We start from the raw sequence: 16,760 nt of genomic DNA, 5'->3' as shown, positions 1-16,760 counted from the left end.
CGATCCGTACGCCGGGAAGACTACGCGGACTACGCGGGCCGTACGCCGGGAAGACCACGCGGGCGAGCGCCCGGCCGCCCCCTCGCGCGCGGCCCCGCGCCCGGTCAGGATCCGGCGGCCGCCGCCTCGATCAGGCAGAACGCGTTCCCCTCGCCGAGTGGCGTCACCGAGGTCAGGGTGAGGCCCGCCCGCTCGCACACCTCCGCGAAGTCCTCGCGGGTGCGTTCCCTTCCGCCCAGGTTCACCAGCATGTTGAGGTCGCTGAGGAAGAGGCCCGCGCTCTCGGGGGCGACCGCGGCGGGCAGCAGGTGCTCCACGATGAGCACCCGTCCGCCGGGCGGCATGGCCGCGCGGCAGTGGCCGAGGATGGTGACCGCCTGGTCGTCGTTCCAGTCGTGCAGGATGCTCTTGATCAGGTAGAGGTCGGCGCCCTCGGGGACCGACTGGAAGAAGTCCCCGGCCACCAGGGAGCAGCGGTCCTCCACCCCGTGCCGCCGCAGCGTCCGGGGCGCCTGTGCCAGGCCTTCCTCGGTGTCGTAGAGGACGCCGGACAGGGCGGGGTGCTCGCGCAGCACCGGGGACAGCAGGGTGCCGTCCCCGCCGCCGATGTCGGCGACCGTGGTGAAGCGGCTGAAGTCGTAGGCGTGCGGAAGCTGCGCGGCGGTGAGCGAAGTGGACTGGCTCATCGCGGCGTTGAACAGCTCCGACAGCTCCGGGCGCTCCTTGAGGTAGGGGAAGAAGTCCGTGCCGAAGACCGACTTGAAGGTGGTCCCGCCGGTCCGCACGCCCTCGTCCAGGTGCTCCCAGGCCCGCAGTATCACCGGCTCGGCGAAGATTCCGACAAGGGCCGCGAGCGAGTCGGGGCGCCCCGGGTCGAGGAGGGATCCCGCGGGGGTCACCGCGTAGGAGTCCCGGCCGCGTTCCTCAAGGATGCCGAAGGCCGCGAGGGCGCGCAGCAGCCGGGAGGTGGCCTGCGGCTGCGTCCCGGCCTCCGCGGCCACCTCGGCGGCGTGCCGCTCCTTGTCGCCGATGATCTCGACCAGCCGCAGCCGGATGGCCGCCCGCAGGGCCTGGGGCGCCAGGCCCCCCAGGACCAGCTGGATCACGCGCCCGCGGTCCTCGGCGCTGGGCGTCCGGGTCTCGTCGTTCGTGTCCGCCACCGTCACTCCCCTTCCGGTCGGGTCGCGCGTGCCCTCGCCGCACGGACGACCATGCAACTTAGGTAAGCCTAACTTGGATCGTCGGCGGCGACCTCCGGATCCGGCCAACTGGGCACACGCGCAACGCTGCTGCCGGTCTCGGCGTCCGCGGTGGGCCGGTTCCGCCGACAGCCGGGGCGGAAGCGGTCACGCGCTCCGCGTCCGCCACTCCGGGGCGAGGACCGCCCACTGCTGGGCGTCGTGGCGCACGCCGTCGTACGGCCACGACGCGCGGCGCACGCCCTCCAGCGTCATACCGAGGCGCTTGGCCACCGCCGCGCTGCGTTCGTTGTCCGCCCGGCAGACCCACTCCGCGCGGTACAGGCCCCGGGTGGTGAACGCCCAGTCGAGGAGCGCCTCGCAGGCCTGGGTGATCAGGCCGCGCCCCTCACCCGCGGGCTCCAGCCAGCAGCCCACCTCGCACGTGCCCGAAGCGGCGTCGAAGCTCACGAACAGCACGCCGCCGACCAGGGTGCCGTCGCGCCAGATGCCGTACAGACGGGCCCCGTCCGCGGCCTGCCGCTCGGCGTACCGGCGCAGCGTGGCCCGCGCGCCGTCGAGGCCCTCGGCGACGAAGGCGGCACCGACCCACGGCCGGATGTGCTCGCGGGCCCGGTCCAGATGGGCGGCGAACTCCTCGGCGTGCCAGGGCTCGAGCGGGCCGAGGCGGGCGTCGTCCCGCAGCGGGAGGGCGAACATGAAGACCTCGCATTCACACAACACTCGTTATGTCTATGTACGGTAGCAGCATGCCACGCACCAAGGGAGATCACGAGGCCCGCCGCCGCGACGTGTCCGAGGCGGTCTGGCGGGTGCTCGCCGCGCACGGCTTCGGCGGTCTGACCCTGCGCGCCGTCGCCGCCGAGCTGGGCGCCACCACCGGCCTGCTCACCCACTACTTCCCGGCCAAGCGCGACCTGGTCGCGCACGCCCTGGACCTGCTCGACCGGCGCACCGCGGCACGCCCCCGGCGCACCGCGGGCACGGGCATCGCCGCCGTGCGCGCCGCGCTGCTCGACGTGCTGCCGCTCACCGCGGAGGCGACCGACAGCAACCGCATCTGGGTGTCCTCCTGGGACACCGCGCTCGCCGACCCCGGCCTGAGCGAGGAGTACGCCCGCAAGTACGGGCGCAGCCGGGAGAAGCTGCGCGACCTGGTCGCCGCGGCGCAGGACCTCGGCGAACTGCCCGCGGGGGACCCCGCGCGCATCGCCGCCGGAGCGCAGTCCTTCGTCCTCGGCCTGGTGGTGCAGGCCTTGTTCGCCCCGGCGGCGTTCTCGCCGCGGCACCAAGTCGCGCTCCTGGACGACTACCTGGCCGGACTCGCGGCGGCGCCGGCCGCCGAGGACTGACCCGTCCCCCCGGAGAGCTACGGACCCTCTCGCCCCACAGCGGGACGCGGGGCCGGGCCAAGCCGCCGTAGCCTCCCTTCTGGGTACGCCGAAAGCCGTGCTCCCCGACCGCCCCTCGCACGGTGACCACCGAGGACGCCCGCCATGACCACTCACCACCTCCCGCGCCCGCTCGCCGCCATGGCCCGCGAGCCGCGCGAGGACCTGCTGACCACGCGGGCCATGCCGCTGCCGCCCTGGTCCTGGCCTCGCGGCCCGCGGTGGCTGCGATGGCTGCGGTGGTTCCCGCACGCCACGGTCGTCCTCGCGGCCGCCGCGGTGGCGGCGACCGGCGCGGACCTGGCGGCCCGGCTCCTGGCCGTCGGGCACGCGGCCTGCTGGCCGGTGGCGCTGCGCCGCCCCGTGCCCGCGTGGTGGCTGTCGACGGCGTTCTTCGTCGTCGTCGCCGTCGCGCATCCGCCCTCGCACGCCAACGAGGTGTGGACGTGGACCGTGCAGGCGGGCGCGCTCTTCCTGCTCGCCCTGCGGGTGCGGGCGGTGTCCGCGGCCGTGGCGGCGGGCCTCGCCGCCGTGGCCGGGGTGGTCCTGAAGACGGCGGGGGCCACCGTCGGCTCCTGGGACCTCGTGCTCTTCGGCCTCGCGCTGTTCACCGCGGCGGCGCTGGTCGGCACGGTGGCCCGGGGGCGCCGGGAGGACCGCGCCCGGCTCACCGCGCAGATCGCCGCCACCGCGCAGGAGCGTGCCGCGCGCACCGTCCTGGAGGAGCGCACCCGCATCGCCCGCGAGCTGCACGACGTCGTCGCCCACCACATGTCGCTCATCTCCATCCAGGCCGACGCGGCCCCCTACCGCGTGCCGGATCCGCCGCCGGAGCTGGCCGCCGAGTTCGCCTCGATCCGCGCCACCGCCCTGGAGGGCCTCACCGAACTGCGGCACCTGCTGGACCTGCTGCGCGCCGACGCCCCCGGCTCGGGCCCGGCCGCCACCAGCCCCCAGCCCTCGCTCGCCGCGCTCGACACCCTCGTGGCGAACGTGCGCGCCGCGGGGCTGCCCGTCGCCGTACGCGTCGACGGCGCCCCCAGGCCGCTGCCACCGGGGGTGGAGCTGTCGGCGTACCGAATCGTCCAGGAGGCGCTCAGCAACACCCTGCGCCACGCGCCCGGCGCCGAGGCGGCCGTCGAACTCGCCTACGCCCCGGACGCGTTGCGGCTGCGCGTCACCAACGGCCCCGCCGCCCAAGCCGCCGAGCCTGCGCCCGGCGGCGGCCACGGCCTCACCGGCATGCGCGAGCGTGCCGCGATGCTGGAGGGCGACGTCGCCACCGGGCCGCTGCCGGGCGGGGGCTGGGAGGTCACCGCCGTACTGCCGGCGCGGCGCGCCCCGCTCCCCCTCACCCGCCCGGCCCTCACCACGGACAAGGACTCCCCCGCATGACGATCCGCGTGTTGATCGCCGACGACCAGGCCATGGTGCGCGAGGCCTTCTCCGTCCTGCTCGGCGCCCAGCCGGACCTCGACGTCGTCGCCACGGCCGAGGACGGCGCGGCGGCCGTGGCCCGCGCCGCGGAACTCCGGCCCGACGTCGTCGTGATGGACATCCGCATGCCCGGCCTCGACGGCATCGAGGCGACCCGCCGGATCACCACCGACCCCGCCTCACGGACGAAGGTCCTGGTCCTGACCACCTTCAACCTCGACGAGTACGTGTACGAGGCGCTGCGCGCCGGAGCCGCGGGCTTCCTCCTCAAGGAGGCGTCGGGCCTCCAGCTCGCCGACGGCATCCGGGTCGTGGCCCGCGGCGATGCCCTGCTCTCCCCGGACCTGACCAAACGGCTCATCACCGAGTTCGCCCGGCTCGGCCCGGCGGCGAAGCGGCCCACCGGCGTGGTCGTCGACCGGCTCACCGCACGCGAGACCGAAGTGCTCGTACGGGTCGCCCAGGGCCTGTCCAACGCGGAGATCGCCACGGCCCTCACCGTCGCCGAGGAGACCGTCAAGACGCACGTGGGCCGGATCCTGCACAAGCTGGGCCTGCGCGACCGCACCCAGGCCGCCGTCTTCGCGTACGAGTCGGGCCTCGTCACACCGGGGGACACCGCCTGACGCCGGGGGTCAGGGGCGAAAGCCCGGAGGCCAGGGGGAATCGCATTTGCTTCGAGTGCACTCGAACGCTTTAGCGTGAGCGGCACGACGGTGATCGGCGAGACCTCGCTCGACACCGCGACCCACTTCTCGCGGGCGCCCGCCGCGCGCCGGAACGGAAAGGGCCTGAGCGCCACCATGAACACCTCCTCCGACCACACTTCGATCGAACCGATCCGCACGGTCCGCCTCGGCACCGACGGCCCCCTCGTCGGCGTCCAGGGCTTCGGCGCCATGGGCATCAGCGCCGCCTACGGGCGGACGGACGACGCGGCGGCCCGCGAGACCCTGGCGGCGACCGTCGAGGCGGGCGTCACCCTCATCGACACCGCCGACATGTACGGCGCCGGTGCCAACGAGGAGTTCCTCGCGCCGTTCGTCGCCGCGCACCGCGAAGACATCACCCTGGCCACCAAGTTCGGCATCCAGACCCGCCCCGACGACCCCGGCCACCGGGTGATACGCAACGAACCCGCGTACGTCCGCGAGGCCGTCGAGGGGAGCCTGCGCCGACTCGGCGTCGAGGTCATCGACCTGTACTACATGCACCGCAGGGACCCCGCGGTCCCGCTCGCCGAGTCCGTCGGCGCGATGGCCGACCTGGTGCGGGAGGGCAAGGTCAAGCACCTCGGCCTGAGCGAGGTCACCGGTGCCGAGCTGCGCGAGGCGTACTCCGTGCACCCCATCGCCGCGGTGCAGTCGGAGTGGTCGATCTTCAGCCGCGACGTCGAGCACAGCGTGGTCGGCGCGGCCGCCGCGCTCGGGGTCGCCTTCGTGCCGTACTCGCCGCTCGGCCGCGGCTTCCTGACCGGCGCCTTCACCGACGCGAGCACGGACCTGTCGAGCGACGACTTCCGCCGTTCGGTGCCGCGCTTCAGCGGCGACAACGCCACGGCGAACGCGGCTCTCCTGGCGCCCCTGCGTGCCATCGCGGCCGACCACGGCGCCACCACGGCCCAGATCGCCCTGGCCTGGGTGCAGCAGCGGGCCCAGGCGCACGGCCTCGCGGTGGTGCCGATCCCCGGCACCCGCAAGCGCGGCCGCCTCCTGGAGAACGCCGCAGCCACCAGGATCACGCTGACCGAAGCGGAACTGGCGCTCCTGGAGCCGATCGCGGGCCGGGTCGCGGGCGACCGCTACCCGGACATGTCCCTCACCTCCGCGGCACGGGAGACTCAGGCCTGACGACGGGCCGTCAGAAGCCTCCCGGCGCCTTGCAGTCGCACCCCGTCGGGGGTCTCGTGGCGGCGGAGCCGCTCGGTCAGGCGGGTGTGGGCGAGGGCCCGGGTGTCGGTGTCGACCTGCTCCAGGAGGTGGCGGCCCGGGCCCGACGCGAGCATGAAGCGCGCCGCGTCCTCGGCGTCGCGCCCCCAGATCCCGTACGCCTGCACGCGTACGGCCCGTACGTCACGGAAGCCTGCCTCCGTGAGCAGTCCCGCGGCGGCGTCGGCGTCGGCCAGGGAGAACATGCCCGGGCCTCCGGGCGCGCCGAACCCCCGCATCGGCAGGACGTCGTCGAGCGAGCCGAAGGCCCGCAGCCACTCGGTGTCCTCCGGTGCGGCCACGCTGAGGAAGGCGATCCGGCCGCCGGGGCGCAGCGCGCGGGCGATGTTGGCGAACGCGGCGACCGGGTCGGTGAAGAACATGACGCCGAAACGGCTGATCGCCACGTCGAAGGTCCCGGGGGCGAGGGGGTGGACCTGGGCGTCGCCGTGCACGTACGAGACGTTGCCGAGGCCTTCCTCCGCCGCCCGCTCCCGGGCGCGCTCCAGCATGGGCGCGGAGAGGTCGAGGCCGAGTGCGCGGCCTGGCTCCGCGGCCCGGGCGGCGAGGCGGGTGGTGGCCCCGGCCCCGCAGCCGACGTCCAGGACGTGGTCACCGGGCTTGAGGGCGGCGGCCTCCAGGAGGGGCTGGTCGAAACCGCCGTTGACCGCGTTCCAGCGGTCGTGGTGAGCGGCCCAGTGGGCGCCCTCGTAGCCGTTCCATGCCTCTGCCTGGGCGGTGTTGGCGATGCCGTGCATGCGGGATGACCTCCAGCGGTGGGAGCCGGACGCCCTAGAATGGGCGAGTGCCCAAATAGTATGGGCGCGCGCCCATACTGGCAATCGCCTTGTCCCGGGAGGGTTTTGATGTCACCGCGCGGAGTCGCGATCCCCGATCTGCGAGAGCGGCTGTTCGACGCCGCGGAGCGGGTTCTCGCCCGCGACGGCGCCGCCGCCCTGACCGGCAGGGCGGTCACGGAGGAGGCGGGCTGCGCCAAGGGTGTGCTGCACGCGCACTTCGCGGGGCTCGATGTGTTCATCGCGGAACTCTGCCTGGACCGGTTCGCCCGCGCGGCGGCGCGGGCCGGGGACCTGCCGGGCCGGGCGGGCACGGCGACCGTGGCCGAGCACCTCGCCGGCGTGGCCGCGGCGGTCCTGTCCCTGGACCCCGCGGTCGTGGAGCTGGCCGTGACGCGCCCGGCGGCCACGCTGCGGATCCGCGCGGCGTGGCGGGAGGGCGCGCCCGGCCTCGGCGCGGTGCAGCAGTCGGTCGACGCGTACTTGCGCGAGGAGCAGCGCCTCGCGCGGGTACCGCAGGACCTGGACACGGCATCCGTCGCGCTCGCCCTGGTCGGGACACTGCACCATCTGCTGATGACGGGGTGGATGAGCCCGGCAGACCCGCAGGCCGAGGTGGAACGACTGATCCGGGTGCTGGTGGGCACGGCCTGAGCGAGGGGGTCCGGCCGCGCGGACGCCGCGGCGAGCGCTCGGCCGCACGGGCAACGCGGCGCGAGGGCCTCGCACAGCCACGCGGGCGCCCCGGCGAGGGCTGAACCACACGGGCAACCCGTCGAGTGCTCGGCCGGGCGGGTACCACCGCGCGGGCACCGCAGCGAGGCGGGTCCAGCCGTGCGCGGGCCTCCCGGCCAGGGCGGCTCAGCTGTGCGGGCGCAGCGGTGGGCTCGCCAACCCCTTCTCCCGGCCGCTGAGTTCGGTGTCCAGGGTCTGCTGCGCCACCCGCATCGCCTCGGCGTACTTCGGCTCGGACATGCGCTGCCAGGCCTCGTCGGGCGCGACCTCCTCGCGGCGGCTGACCACCCACCAGATGGTGCCGAACGGGTCCCGCACCCTGCCGCCCCGGTCGCCCCAGGCGCTGTCGGAGACCTCGGTGACGACCCGCGCGCCATGGGCGACCGCGGCGGCCATGGCGGCGTCCGCGTCGGGGACGTAGACCCGCAGCAGCGAGGGCATCACCGGCCAGTCGGGCCGCCGGTCGAAGGCCAGCACGACCGTGTCACCCACCCGGATCTCGCCGTGGCCGATGCTGCCGTCCTCGACCGGCACGCGCGCCAGCTCCTCCCCGCCGAACGCGGCGGCGACGAAGTCGAGCAGTCCCCCGGTGTCGTCGGTGACCACCCAGGGCGCGACGCTGGTGTATCCCTCGGGTGCGGTGCCATTCATCGTTGCCGTCCCTTCATGCCGTTCTGCCTTGCCACGGCGCGTCTTCCGGTGCTTGCGACGTGAACGACGATAGGGCGCAACTAGGCCAGTTTATGTCCTAGTTGAGAGATGTAGCGTCCGGCGGGTTGCTTCTGGCCTTCGGTGCCGGCGCGTCATCGTGCTGCCCTGGCCGGGGCAGCCGGGCGGCGTCCAGCGTGTCCAGTAGTTCCCGCAGCCCGGCCAGCGCCGCGCGGGCCGCTGTCGTCATGCCGGTCAGGGCCGCGCGGCGGTCGGCGCCCGCGGCGAGGCCCGCTTCGGCGTGGTGGACGAGACGTACGGTGTGCTCGACGACCGTGCCGTGCAGACCCGTGGCGACGCGGCGGCGCTCGCCGCTGACCGCCTCGCCGACGCGGGCGGCCATCGCGTCGAGCACGTGCCGCTCCCAGCGTCCGCCGTCGCCCCGGCGGGCGCGGGTCAGCAGGCCGAACGCCCAGACGGGCAGCAGCCACGGCACCGTCACCAGGCCGACGGCCGCGAGCAGCGCCACGGCGCCGGGGCCCGCCGACTCGGCCGGGTCGCTCACCACCGCGAGCCCGAGCACCGCACCGCCGACGACGCCGACCGCGACCGGCGCGGGCCAGGTCGCCCGGGCGGGCCCATAGGCGCCCACCGCGTGCAGCGCGATCAGCTCCACGGGCCACGCGAAGGCGAGGGCCGCGAGCCAGGCGAAAGGCAGCGCCCCCGCGACCGTGGCCGCCGCCCAGGCCAGGGACACGGCGAGCGGGACCGCGAGGGCGGTCGCGGGGGCCCGGCGGCGCAGCGGCAACGAGGCCGCGTGCGCTGCCAACAGGGCGGCGAGCACGACCGGTTCGCCGGGGCTCGCGCCCGGCGCTACGGAGAGCAGCGGCCCCACCGCGCAGGCGGTGAACAGCGCCGCGTCCACGGCCCTCGGCCACCAGGTGCGCGGCGCCCGTGTGGGCAGGGCCGCGCTGACGGTCCAGCCGCCGCCCTCCCCCGGGCCCGCCGTCAGCCGCCCGGCGACGGACGCGGCCCGTGCCGCCAGGTTCGCGAGCCCCCGGCCGGTGCCGAGGCCGCTGCCCGGCGCCCCGGGTTCCCGTGCGGACGCGTTCGTCACAGCGACCGCCACCTCCCCGAAGCCGTAGCGGACCCGCACGACGACCGGCGCCCCGGCGGCGTACCGCATCGCGTTCGTCAGGGCCTCCTGGACGACACGGTACGCGGTCACACGGACCTCGGCCGGCAGGGGGCCGGGACGGCCGCGGACGTCGAGGGTGACGGGCACGCCGAGGCGTTCCAGACCCGCGCACAGGGGCGGCAGGACCTCGTGCAGGGCTCCCTCGCCCCGTTCGTCGGCGACCACCGAGACCAGTTCGCCCAGGGCTGCCAGGACGTCACGGCCCGCGGCGGCACCGTCGGCGAGGGCCTTCTCGGCCAGTTCGGGCCGGGTGTCCGCGAGCCGCAGCGCGGCGGCTCCCTGGACGGTGACGGCGGTGAGGTGGTGTCCCGCGGTGTCGTGCAGGTCGCGGGCGAGCCGTTCGCGTTCGGCGCCTGCCGCGGCGCGGCGTTCGCCGTCCACGTCGGCGAGACGGGCGAGGAGGCGGGCGCGGCGGTCCGCCCGGTGGGCGCGCAGGCGCCCGCACAGGACGATCACGAGGTGCAGCAGGGCCCCCGCGAGCAGGTCGTCGAGGAGCGGGCCCGTCACGCCACCGCCCGGCGCGGGCAGCGGAGCTGAGGCGGTGGCGAGCACCGCTCCTGTCAGGGCGAGCCGCGCGGGGCAGCGTACGGCCAGGGAGAACAGCGCGATCCAGACGGCGACGGGCAGCGCGGGCGTAAGGGCGGCCTCGGGCAACAGCGCCCGGGTCACCGCGTCGGCCGGGAGCACCGCGCAGAACACCGGCACCGGTGCCGCCGCCCGCCATACCAGGGCCGCCGCCGAGACGAGCACCGCGAGGGATCCGAGCGCCCACGCCCAGGCCGCGGCCCTGCCCGCGCCGACAACGGCGTCGAGGACCACCGCGGCCACGTGCCCGACGAGCAGCACCCCGGGGACCAGCGCCGCCCCGCGCCAGGCAAGAAGCACCCCGGGACCAACCGCCGCCCCATCCCTGGCAAGAAGCAGCCCGGGGACCACCCCACTCACGCGCCGGGCGAGGAACATCCGGGGAACCCACCTCCGTCACGTACCGGGCAAGGGAGGGCCCGCACCCGCCGCCCTCACGCCTCCAGCAAGGACCGGGCCGGGCCCCGCCGCGCCAACAGGGTCGGCCCACGCTCGGGCCCCCACCGACCCTACCGACCCCCCTCTCCACCCCTGGGTGGAGAGGGCATCGCCCCGTCGGCCGGTGCCCGCCCCCTGCCCGCGCAGGACGCGCCCCCGCGCACAGCACGGTGTCCTTGAGCCATGAGCATCGATCGACGTACCGCCGTCACGGGAGGCATCGCCGCCGGGCTCGCCCTGGCGACCGCGTCCGCCCTGGCCCGCGCGACCCCGGCGGCCCCTGCGCCGAAGGGCGCACCCGAGAACGGGGCGATCACCGTCCGGGGCGAGTCCCCCGCCCGCACGAGCATCCCCGTCGCCCGCGACCCGAGAGCTTCGGGCGGCGCCTATCTGGCCCTGGGGACCGCCAAGGAGCCGCCCGCGCAGGGCGGTTGGTTTGCCACGTACAGGTTCGACGTACCTGTGGCGGGACCGTACCGCCTGGAGGCGGTGACCTCCGTGCCCGTGGAGCAGCCGCACGCCGAACAGCCGGGCTCGTACCTCCGTCTGACCGTCAACGACGCCGCGCCGGTACCGCTCGCCCACGCCCAGCCCCACTGGTACGAGTCCCCGAAGGCCTGGGGCGAGCTGTCCCGGGTCGAGCTGGGCGACGTCGAGCTGCGCCGTGGCGCCAACACCCTCACGTTCACCGTCGAGGGCCCGACCGTCCTCGACGCGTACACCGGATACCGCTTCCTCCTGGACGAGTTCATCCTCACCCCGGTCCCGGTCGCACTGCGCGCCGTGCGCGTACGGGACCGGGCGGAGGGCTCGGCGGACAACCTCGGTCACTACCGCGACGAGAAGCACGCGGCCCTCGTCTTCGAGCTGAACGCGGCGGCGCCGGAGCCGCTGAGCGTCTCGTACCGGCTGCTCGACCACTCCTCGAAGAAGGTGGCCTCCGGCTCGGTACGCGTGCCGGCGGGCGCCACCGGTGCCGCGCTGCCCCTGCCCGCGCTGCCGCCCGGCGCCTACCGTGCCGTCGCGGCGCTCGGCCCGGGCAAGGCCCGGCCTGCGGCCACGGTCACCGGGCGCTTCGCCCGGCTGCCGGAGCAGCGGCCGGTGCGCGGCCCGGCGAACCGCTTCGGCGTCAACGTCGCCAGCTACGCCCTGGTGCCGCCCGCACGCCTGCCCGCCTTCGCCTCGGCCCTGGCGGCGATGGGCGCCGGGTACGTCCGTGACGGAAGTTCCTGGCCCGCCGCGCAGCGCACCCCGGGCGCCCCGTTCGCCGGGGAGCCGTTCGACACCGCCCTCGCGGCGTTCAGGGGCCACGGCCTGAAGGTCGTCGAGGTCGTGTCGCCGCCCCCCGGCTGGGCGTTGACCGCGACCTCCGTGCCGCTGCCCGCCGACCTGCGCGACGCCTACCACTACACCGCTCACCTGGCGGGACACGGCAGGCGCGCGGTGCCCGACGCGCTCCAGCTGTCGAACGAGCCCGACGTCGACGACACCGCGAGCACCGGGGACCAGCACGCCGCGTACGTGAAAGCGGCGGCGCTCGGCATCGCGGACCGGCCGGACGCGCCCCCGGTGGTGCTCCCCGGCATCGCGCAGGAGGGCGTCTTCCAGGAGCTGATGCTCCGCAACGACGTGGTGCGGTACGCCGACGCGTGGAGCTTCCACGGCTATCCGCCCCTGGACAACCCCGACCCCGAGCCGTCGTCGGCGCCGGAGGACCAGCAGGAGCTGCGGGAGCGGTTCGTGCCGCCGGGACGCGAGATGGCGATGTGGATGACGGAGTGCGGGGCGTTCCTGTCCGCCAGGCCGGGCCGCGACCCCGCGTACGCCACGCAGCGCGCCCAGGCCCGCTATCTGGTGCTGTCGACGGTCGAGAGCCTGGCGGCGGGCACGGACCGGCAGTTCTGGTTCTGCGGGCCGCCGTGCACGGACGACGGCGTGTCGTTCGCGCTGTTCAGCCGGGCCTTCCAGCCGCTGCCCGCGTACAGCGCGTACGCGGCGCTCACCGCGCTCCTCGGTGAGGCGAACTTCGTCAGCCTGGTGGCGGAGTTGCTGCCGCGCGCGGCCGGTTTCGTCTTCGCGGACGGCGCGGGCCGCACCGTGACGGTGGTGTGCGCGCCCCGGCCGAGGTCGGTGGACGTGCCGGTGCCGGACGGGCCGACGCGCGCGTACGACATCATGGGCGCGGCCCGGGGCACGCCGTCCCGGTCGCGGCGGGGAACGGTCCGCGTCAAGGCGTCCCGCGACCCGCTCTACCTGGTGACCGACGCGCCGCCCGAGCGGCGTCCGAAGCCGCCCGCCGGTGCCGGCCGCACCCGGACGCGCCCGTTGTCCCCGGCCGAGCACATCGTCCTCGACCAGCGGTTCGCGGCGGCCGAATCGGCGCCGGACAAGGCCGACGGCAACGCCGAGCCGCCACTCGGCTACCGCCTGGGCAGGACGACCCGCATGCACCTGGCCGTCTACAACTTCAACCCCACCGCGCGGACGGTCACCCTGACCGCGCGCCCGTCCGCCGGCTGGTCGGTGACGCCCCGGCGCGTGGCACGGGTCCGGGTGCCCGCGGGCGGGCGCGTGCGCATGCCCTTCACCGTGACGGCGGGCGAGCGGGTGACGACCGGCGTGGACCACCCGCTGACCTTCGAGGCCCGCCTGGGCGACGAGGCGGTGCCGCCGTCGGTGTCACTCGTCCAACGACGGCCCCAGACAGGTGACTAGCGCAGGCCGAACTGGGTGCGGCCGTCGAGCTTGCCGTTGGTGAAGGAGAACGACGCCACACCGTACGTGGACTTCTGCTCGCACACGTAGATCGCCGACTTCGCGCCCTTGGCCTCGGTGTCGGAGGAGCGCACACACACGCCCTTGCCCGCGATGGTGTGCATCTGGGCGACGGTCTTGCCCTTGGTGATCTTCTTGTACTTGGCCTTCGTCATCTTGCCGTTGGACGTCTTGCCGTCCAGACCGGTCTGGGACTTGATCTCCAGCTTGCCGTTGCCGAAGAAGAAGTCCGCGGCGCTGGCGCGCTTGTTGCCCTTGCACGTGTACGTCTTGCTGGAGTAGCCCGGGTAGCTGCTGCTCGCGGTCTTCTTGCAGGCGCCGCTGCCCGCGACCGACTGCAGCTTGGCGACGCTCGCGCCGAGCTTCACCTTGTCGTACTCGGCGCGCGTGATGGTGCCCGTGCCCGCGGCCTGCGCGGTCGGGGCCAGGGCGGCGGTGAGAGCGGTGGCGAGCAGACCGGCGGTGACCAGGCTCTTGCGCGACATGCGGGTTCCTCATTCTTGCGCGAAAACGGCAGGGCTGAGGGACGTCACGAAGGCGCAGCCCCCCACCCTTCGAACAAAGCGAAGTATAGGGAGATGTCGATCTTCTTTTCGAATACTTTCCAGGGATGACGGCTCATAATGGGTGACAAGCCCCACATCGCACACGGAGCCTCATGTGCCGCGTCCCGACCCGGGCCTGGAGCGCGTCTGGTACGTCTCCTACGGCTCGAACATGCACCTCGACCGCCTCATGACGTACATCGCGGGCGGCCGCCCCCCGGGCTCGGCCCGGGACCACCCCGGCTGCCGCGACCGGCGGCCGCCGGAGGTCTCCCGCCCCGTGGAGCTGCCGGGCGCCCTGTACTTCGCGACGGAGTCGGCGCTGTGGACGGGCGGGCGGGCCTTCTACGACGCGGACGCCGAGGGGCTCCTGTACGCGCGGGCCCACCTGGTGACCCGTGGGCAGTTCTCCGACATCGCCGCCCAGGAGATGTACCGCAGCCCCGGGACCGACCTCGATCTGACGGCGGTGGTCCGGGACGGCCGCGCCCGCCTCGGCGACGGGCGCTACGAGACGCTGGTGTGCCCCGGACTGCTCGAAGGCCTTCCGCTGCTCACCTTCACGGCGCCCTGGCGGCTGGCGGACGCGGTCCTCAACCGCCCGGCGGGCGCGTATCTGCGGCACCTGGGAGCCGGCCTGCTGGAGACGGCGGCCTGGGGTGAGGCCGCCGTCTCCGCCTACCTCGCGGCCCGTCCGGGCGCCCTGGGTCACTGGACGGCCGAGCGGGTCGCGCGGCTGCTCGCGCGCTGACCTGTGGGTCAGCCGCGCAGCGGCCCCTCGCAGCGGAAGTCGGACGTACCGCCGCGTCCGTCGGTCCAGATCTCCACGTCACCGAACGAGCAGTTCATGTCGGTGAGGTTGTTGTCGCCGCCCTTGGCCCGGTCGAGGATGAAGTAGTCGACCGTCTCGGACATGTCCTTGTAGACCACGTCCTCGTCCTGGGAGTCGCTGAGGCGGGCCGTGATCCGGCCCGTGCAGGCGAAGCGCGGGCGGTCCTGCGAGCCGCCTGCCGCGCACTGCGGGGCGAGGCCGGTCGTCGCCTTGAAGGAGGCGCGGACCTGGGCCGCCGTGGTGTCGCGCAACTCGCCCACCGGGACGTACTTGGTATCGGGCACGAACAGGTCGTCGACGTCGGCGATCTGGTCGTCGAGGAAGGCGTCGTACTCGCTCTGGATGTGCGTGTCGTTGCCGAGCCGGTCGCGCCAGGCGTCGAAGGCCGCCGGGTCGTCCTTACGGAGGAGGCGGTACATCTCCTGGAGTTCGGCGGGGTGTTCGGTCCACAGGTACTCGAAGAACGTGCCCGCGTAACTGTAGAAGCGGAAGCCGTCGCCGTCGTACGTGGCGTGCAGGAGCTGGTCGACGGTCATGCGCGGGCCGCCGCCCGCGGTGTCGGCGATGATGCCCTTGACCAGGGACTTGCGGACCTTGATGCCGTCGTCGCGGGTGGCGCCGTCGAAGAACTCCGCGGTGCCCTCGTCCATCGCCGTGGTCCGGTCCCCCTGGTACCAGGGGCCCTCGCCGAAGGAACCGGGCACCGCCCAGCGGCCGTTGAGGTAGTGCGTGTACTCGTGCCGGAACAGCTCTTCGAGGGTGAGCGAGGAGTCCTGCGGGACGCGGCGCTGGTAGGTGTAGAAGGTGGCGCCCTTCTCGATGTACATGCCGCCGTTGTCCGTGCTCAGGCCGGTCAGGAGCGGCTGGAAGTTCTCGTACTCGGCGCGCGAGGAGTACAGGACCACGCGCAGGCTGGAGTTGGTGTCGCCCTTCAGCGGCTCCTGGGTGCCGACCACGCGGTGGAACTGCGCCTTGACCTGCTGGCTGGCGTAGTAGAGCTGGTCGACGGTGGCGCGGCCGAGGGCGTGGCGCACCACGATCTGGTCCGTCCCCTGCTTGCCGTAGGTGTACGTCTGGGGGAACAGCTTCTTCTCGATGTCCTCGCGGCACACCTGGTACGGGGCGCAGGCCTCGAACTCGACCAGCCAGGTGGCCACCTTCGCCCACGGCGCGCTGAGGTCGCCGAACGTGCGGGCGGTGACGTCCAGGAGCCCGCCGAGCCCCGAGACGATCTCGGTGCGCAGCGCCTCGACCTGGCCCATGCGTCCGTACTCCAGGAGGGCGTCACGCGCCACCCAGGCGTTCTGCGTGTCCTTGAGGTGCCCGTGGCCCGCGAACGCCTTGAACGCGGCGCGGTAGGAGGGGTCGGCGGCGACGGCCGCGTGGAAGGCGGTGTCCCTGTTGCCGGGGTAGACGCCCAGGTAGTTAAGGGAGAGTCCGGCGAGCGCCGCGCCGGCCCAGGAGCGGTCCTTGTAGGTGGCGGGGCGGTCGGCGTCCATGGTCTTCAGGACCCGCTTGACGAGCGGCAGTTGGTGCTGGCGCAGGCCGGGCGCGCTCGCCGCGTACAGGGCCTCGCGGAGCGTCTCGGCGTTCGTACCGGTCGCGTCGAAGGTGCGGGCGGCCGAGCCGAAGGCGTCGACGGCCGCCCGCATGGCCGCGACCGTCGGCGGGTCGGTGACGTCGATCTCGTCGCGGGAGAAGTCGTGGTACGCGACGGCGTGCAGATAGGTGAACATCTCCAGGAGATGGCTGCCGTTCTTGCCGTCGTGGCTCGCGGCGAGCGCGCCCGCGCGCCGCGACACGGCCTGCACGTGCGCGTCGGACATCACCGGGGCGAGGCGCCGGTCCCAGGTCCAGATCAGCGAGCGCAGACAGCCGTCGGCGGTGACGGCGCGGTCGGCGAGGAAGTCGGCCAGGCCCTCAGGCGACAGCCGGGTGACGTCGTCGAGCGTGCACCCGGCGGCAGCGGTCCGCTGCTCGGGCCTGGGCGTACGGGGGCCGGGGACCCGGCCGTCGGTGAGGCCGCCGGGGGCCGGCAGGCGCCGCGCCTCGGGCTTGGGCGCCTTGGCGAGGCGGTCGGCCCGGTCGTGCGGGTCGGGCGCGGCGGGCCCCGGTAGCGCGGCGGCCTGCCGTATCGCGCCGGGTGACGCGGACGGGGTGTCCGCCTGCCCGAGCGGGGCCGCGGTCACGCAGAGGGTCACCGCTGTCGCGGCGGTGAGCAGGGATCTGCGCAGGGTTCTCGAAGGAAACAC

The 16,760-nt window shown here is 74.5% G+C and carries 14 protein-coding genes; 7 read left to right on the top strand and 7 right to left on the bottom strand.

Features of this window, described 5'->3' with window-relative positions; all coding sequences use genetic code 11:
* Positions 1 to 104: 104 nt before the first annotated feature.
* The gene (locus AC07GB_RS05455; protein WP_478841915.1) at positions 105 to 1,160 is read right to left on the bottom strand and encodes a methyltransferase; all 1,056 of its coding nucleotides are present in this window, start codon (positions 1,158 to 1,160) and stop codon (positions 105 to 107) included.
* Positions 1,161 to 1,346: 186 nt separating this feature from the next.
* Positions 1,347 to 1,898 (bottom strand): GNAT family N-acetyltransferase, encoded by a 552-nt coding sequence (locus AC07GB_RS05450; protein ID WP_478841914.1) that lies wholly within the window; start codon positions 1,896 to 1,898, stop codon positions 1,347 to 1,349.
* Between the two features lie 50 nt (positions 1,899 to 1,948).
* On the opposite strand from AC07GB_RS05450, the gene AC07GB_RS05445 reads away from it, so the two are divergent.
* From AC07GB_RS05445 to AC07GB_RS05430, 4 genes are all read left to right on the top strand, one after another.
* Complete coding sequence (locus tag AC07GB_RS05445; RefSeq protein WP_478841913.1) at positions 1,949 to 2,551, top strand: TetR/AcrR family transcriptional regulator; 603 nt, start codon at positions 1,949 to 1,951, stop codon at positions 2,549 to 2,551.
* Between the two features lie 144 nt (positions 2,552 to 2,695).
* Positions 2,696 to 3,985 (top strand): sensor histidine kinase, encoded by a 1,290-nt coding sequence (locus AC07GB_RS05440; protein ID WP_478841912.1) that lies wholly within the window; start codon positions 2,696 to 2,698, stop codon positions 3,983 to 3,985.
* On the top strand, positions 3,982 to 4,653 hold the full coding sequence (locus tag AC07GB_RS05435) for a response regulator (RefSeq protein ID WP_478841911.1): 672 nt from the start codon (positions 3,982 to 3,984) through the stop codon (positions 4,651 to 4,653). Before AC07GB_RS05440 ends, AC07GB_RS05435 begins: the two co-directional genes overlap by 4 nt.
* A 177-nt stretch (positions 4,654 to 4,830) precedes the next feature.
* A complete protein-coding gene (locus AC07GB_RS05430; protein WP_478842062.1) occupies positions 4,831 to 5,877 on the top strand; it encodes an aldo/keto reductase in 1,047 nt (348 codons plus the stop codon).
* Here the strand turns inward: AC07GB_RS05430 and AC07GB_RS05425 are convergent.
* Complete coding sequence (locus AC07GB_RS05425; protein WP_478841910.1) at positions 5,868 to 6,713, bottom strand: class I SAM-dependent methyltransferase; 846 nt, start codon at positions 6,711 to 6,713, stop codon at positions 5,868 to 5,870. The two genes, AC07GB_RS05430 and AC07GB_RS05425, sit on opposite strands and share 10 nt — an antisense overlap.
* Before the next feature lie 108 nt (positions 6,714 to 6,821).
* Here AC07GB_RS05425 and AC07GB_RS05420 point away from each other — a divergent pair, with 108 nt between their 5' ends.
* Positions 6,822 to 7,406 (top strand): TetR/AcrR family transcriptional regulator, encoded by a 585-nt coding sequence (locus AC07GB_RS05420; protein ID WP_478841909.1) that lies wholly within the window; start codon positions 6,822 to 6,824, stop codon positions 7,404 to 7,406.
* A 207-nt stretch (positions 7,407 to 7,613) separates the two neighbouring features.
* Here the strand turns inward: AC07GB_RS05420 and AC07GB_RS05415 are convergent, their stop codons facing one another.
* The gene (locus AC07GB_RS05415; RefSeq protein WP_478841908.1) at positions 7,614 to 8,138 is read right to left on the bottom strand and encodes a VOC family protein; all 525 of its coding nucleotides are present in this window, start codon (positions 8,136 to 8,138) and stop codon (positions 7,614 to 7,616) included.
* A 97-nt stretch (positions 8,139 to 8,235) separates the two neighbouring features.
* Positions 8,236 to 10,218, bottom strand: a complete 1,983-nt coding sequence (locus AC07GB_RS05410) for a sensor histidine kinase (RefSeq protein ID WP_478841907.1) — start codon at positions 10,216 to 10,218, stop codon at positions 8,236 to 8,238.
* Positions 10,219 to 10,539: 321 nt separating this feature from the next.
* Here AC07GB_RS05410 and AC07GB_RS05405 point away from each other — a divergent pair, with 321 nt between their 5' ends.
* Positions 10,540 to 13,071: a COG1470 family protein gene (locus AC07GB_RS05405; protein WP_478841906.1), complete on the top strand. Its 2,532-nt coding sequence runs from the start codon at positions 10,540 to 10,542 to the stop codon at positions 13,069 to 13,071.
* Here AC07GB_RS05405 and AC07GB_RS05400 read toward each other — a convergent pair.
* Positions 13,068 to 13,616, bottom strand: a complete 549-nt coding sequence (locus tag AC07GB_RS05400; RefSeq protein ID WP_478841905.1) for a hypothetical protein — start codon at positions 13,614 to 13,616, stop codon at positions 13,068 to 13,070. The two genes, AC07GB_RS05405 and AC07GB_RS05400, sit on opposite strands and share 4 nt — an antisense overlap.
* A gap of 232 nt (positions 13,617 to 13,848) precedes the next feature.
* Between AC07GB_RS05400 and AC07GB_RS05395 the strand changes: the two genes are divergently transcribed.
* Positions 13,849 to 14,427 (top strand): histone deacetylase, encoded by a 579-nt coding sequence (locus AC07GB_RS05395; RefSeq protein WP_478842060.1) that lies wholly within the window; start codon positions 13,849 to 13,851, stop codon positions 14,425 to 14,427.
* An 8-nt stretch (positions 14,428 to 14,435) separates the two neighbouring features.
* Here the strand turns inward: AC07GB_RS05395 and AC07GB_RS05390 are convergent, their stop codons facing one another.
* Entirely contained in the window at positions 14,436 to 16,760 is a 2,325-nt protein-coding gene (locus tag AC07GB_RS05390) for a collagenase (RefSeq protein ID WP_478841904.1), read from the bottom strand.

Source organism: Streptomyces sp. NPDC045778, assembly GCF_056431945.1.
Note: the sequence above shows the minus strand (reverse complement) of the source record. Positions and strands in the feature narration are given on the sequence as shown.

Coding starts and splice junctions, on each gene's coding strand:
- AC07GB_RS05450 (WP_478841914.1), bottom strand. CDS start 1,898: ATGTTCGCCCTCCCGCTGCGGGACGACGCCCGCCTCGGCCCGCTCGAG.
- AC07GB_RS05445 (WP_478841913.1), top strand. CDS start 1,949: ATGCCACGCACCAAGGGAGATCACGAGGCCCGCCGCCGCGACGTGTCC.
- AC07GB_RS05440 (WP_478841912.1), top strand. CDS start 2,696: ATGACCACTCACCACCTCCCGCGCCCGCTCGCCGCCATGGCCCGCGAG.
- AC07GB_RS05435 (WP_478841911.1), top strand. CDS start 3,982: ATGACGATCCGCGTGTTGATCGCCGACGACCAGGCCATGGTGCGCGAG.
- AC07GB_RS05430 (WP_478842062.1), top strand. CDS start 4,831: ATGAACACCTCCTCCGACCACACTTCGATCGAACCGATCCGCACGGTC.
- AC07GB_RS05425 (WP_478841910.1), bottom strand. CDS start 6,713: ATGCACGGCATCGCCAACACCGCCCAGGCAGAGGCATGGAACGGCTAC.
- AC07GB_RS05420 (WP_478841909.1), top strand. CDS start 6,822: ATGTCACCGCGCGGAGTCGCGATCCCCGATCTGCGAGAGCGGCTGTTC.
- AC07GB_RS05415 (WP_478841908.1), bottom strand. CDS start 8,138: ATGAATGGCACCGCACCCGAGGGATACACCAGCGTCGCGCCCTGGGTG.
- AC07GB_RS05405 (WP_478841906.1), top strand. CDS start 10,540: ATGAGCATCGATCGACGTACCGCCGTCACGGGAGGCATCGCCGCCGGG.
- AC07GB_RS05400 (WP_478841905.1), bottom strand. CDS start 13,616: ATGTCGCGCAAGAGCCTGGTCACCGCCGGTCTGCTCGCCACCGCTCTC.
- AC07GB_RS05395 (WP_478842060.1), top strand. CDS start 13,849: ATGCACCTCGACCGCCTCATGACGTACATCGCGGGCGGCCGCCCCCCG.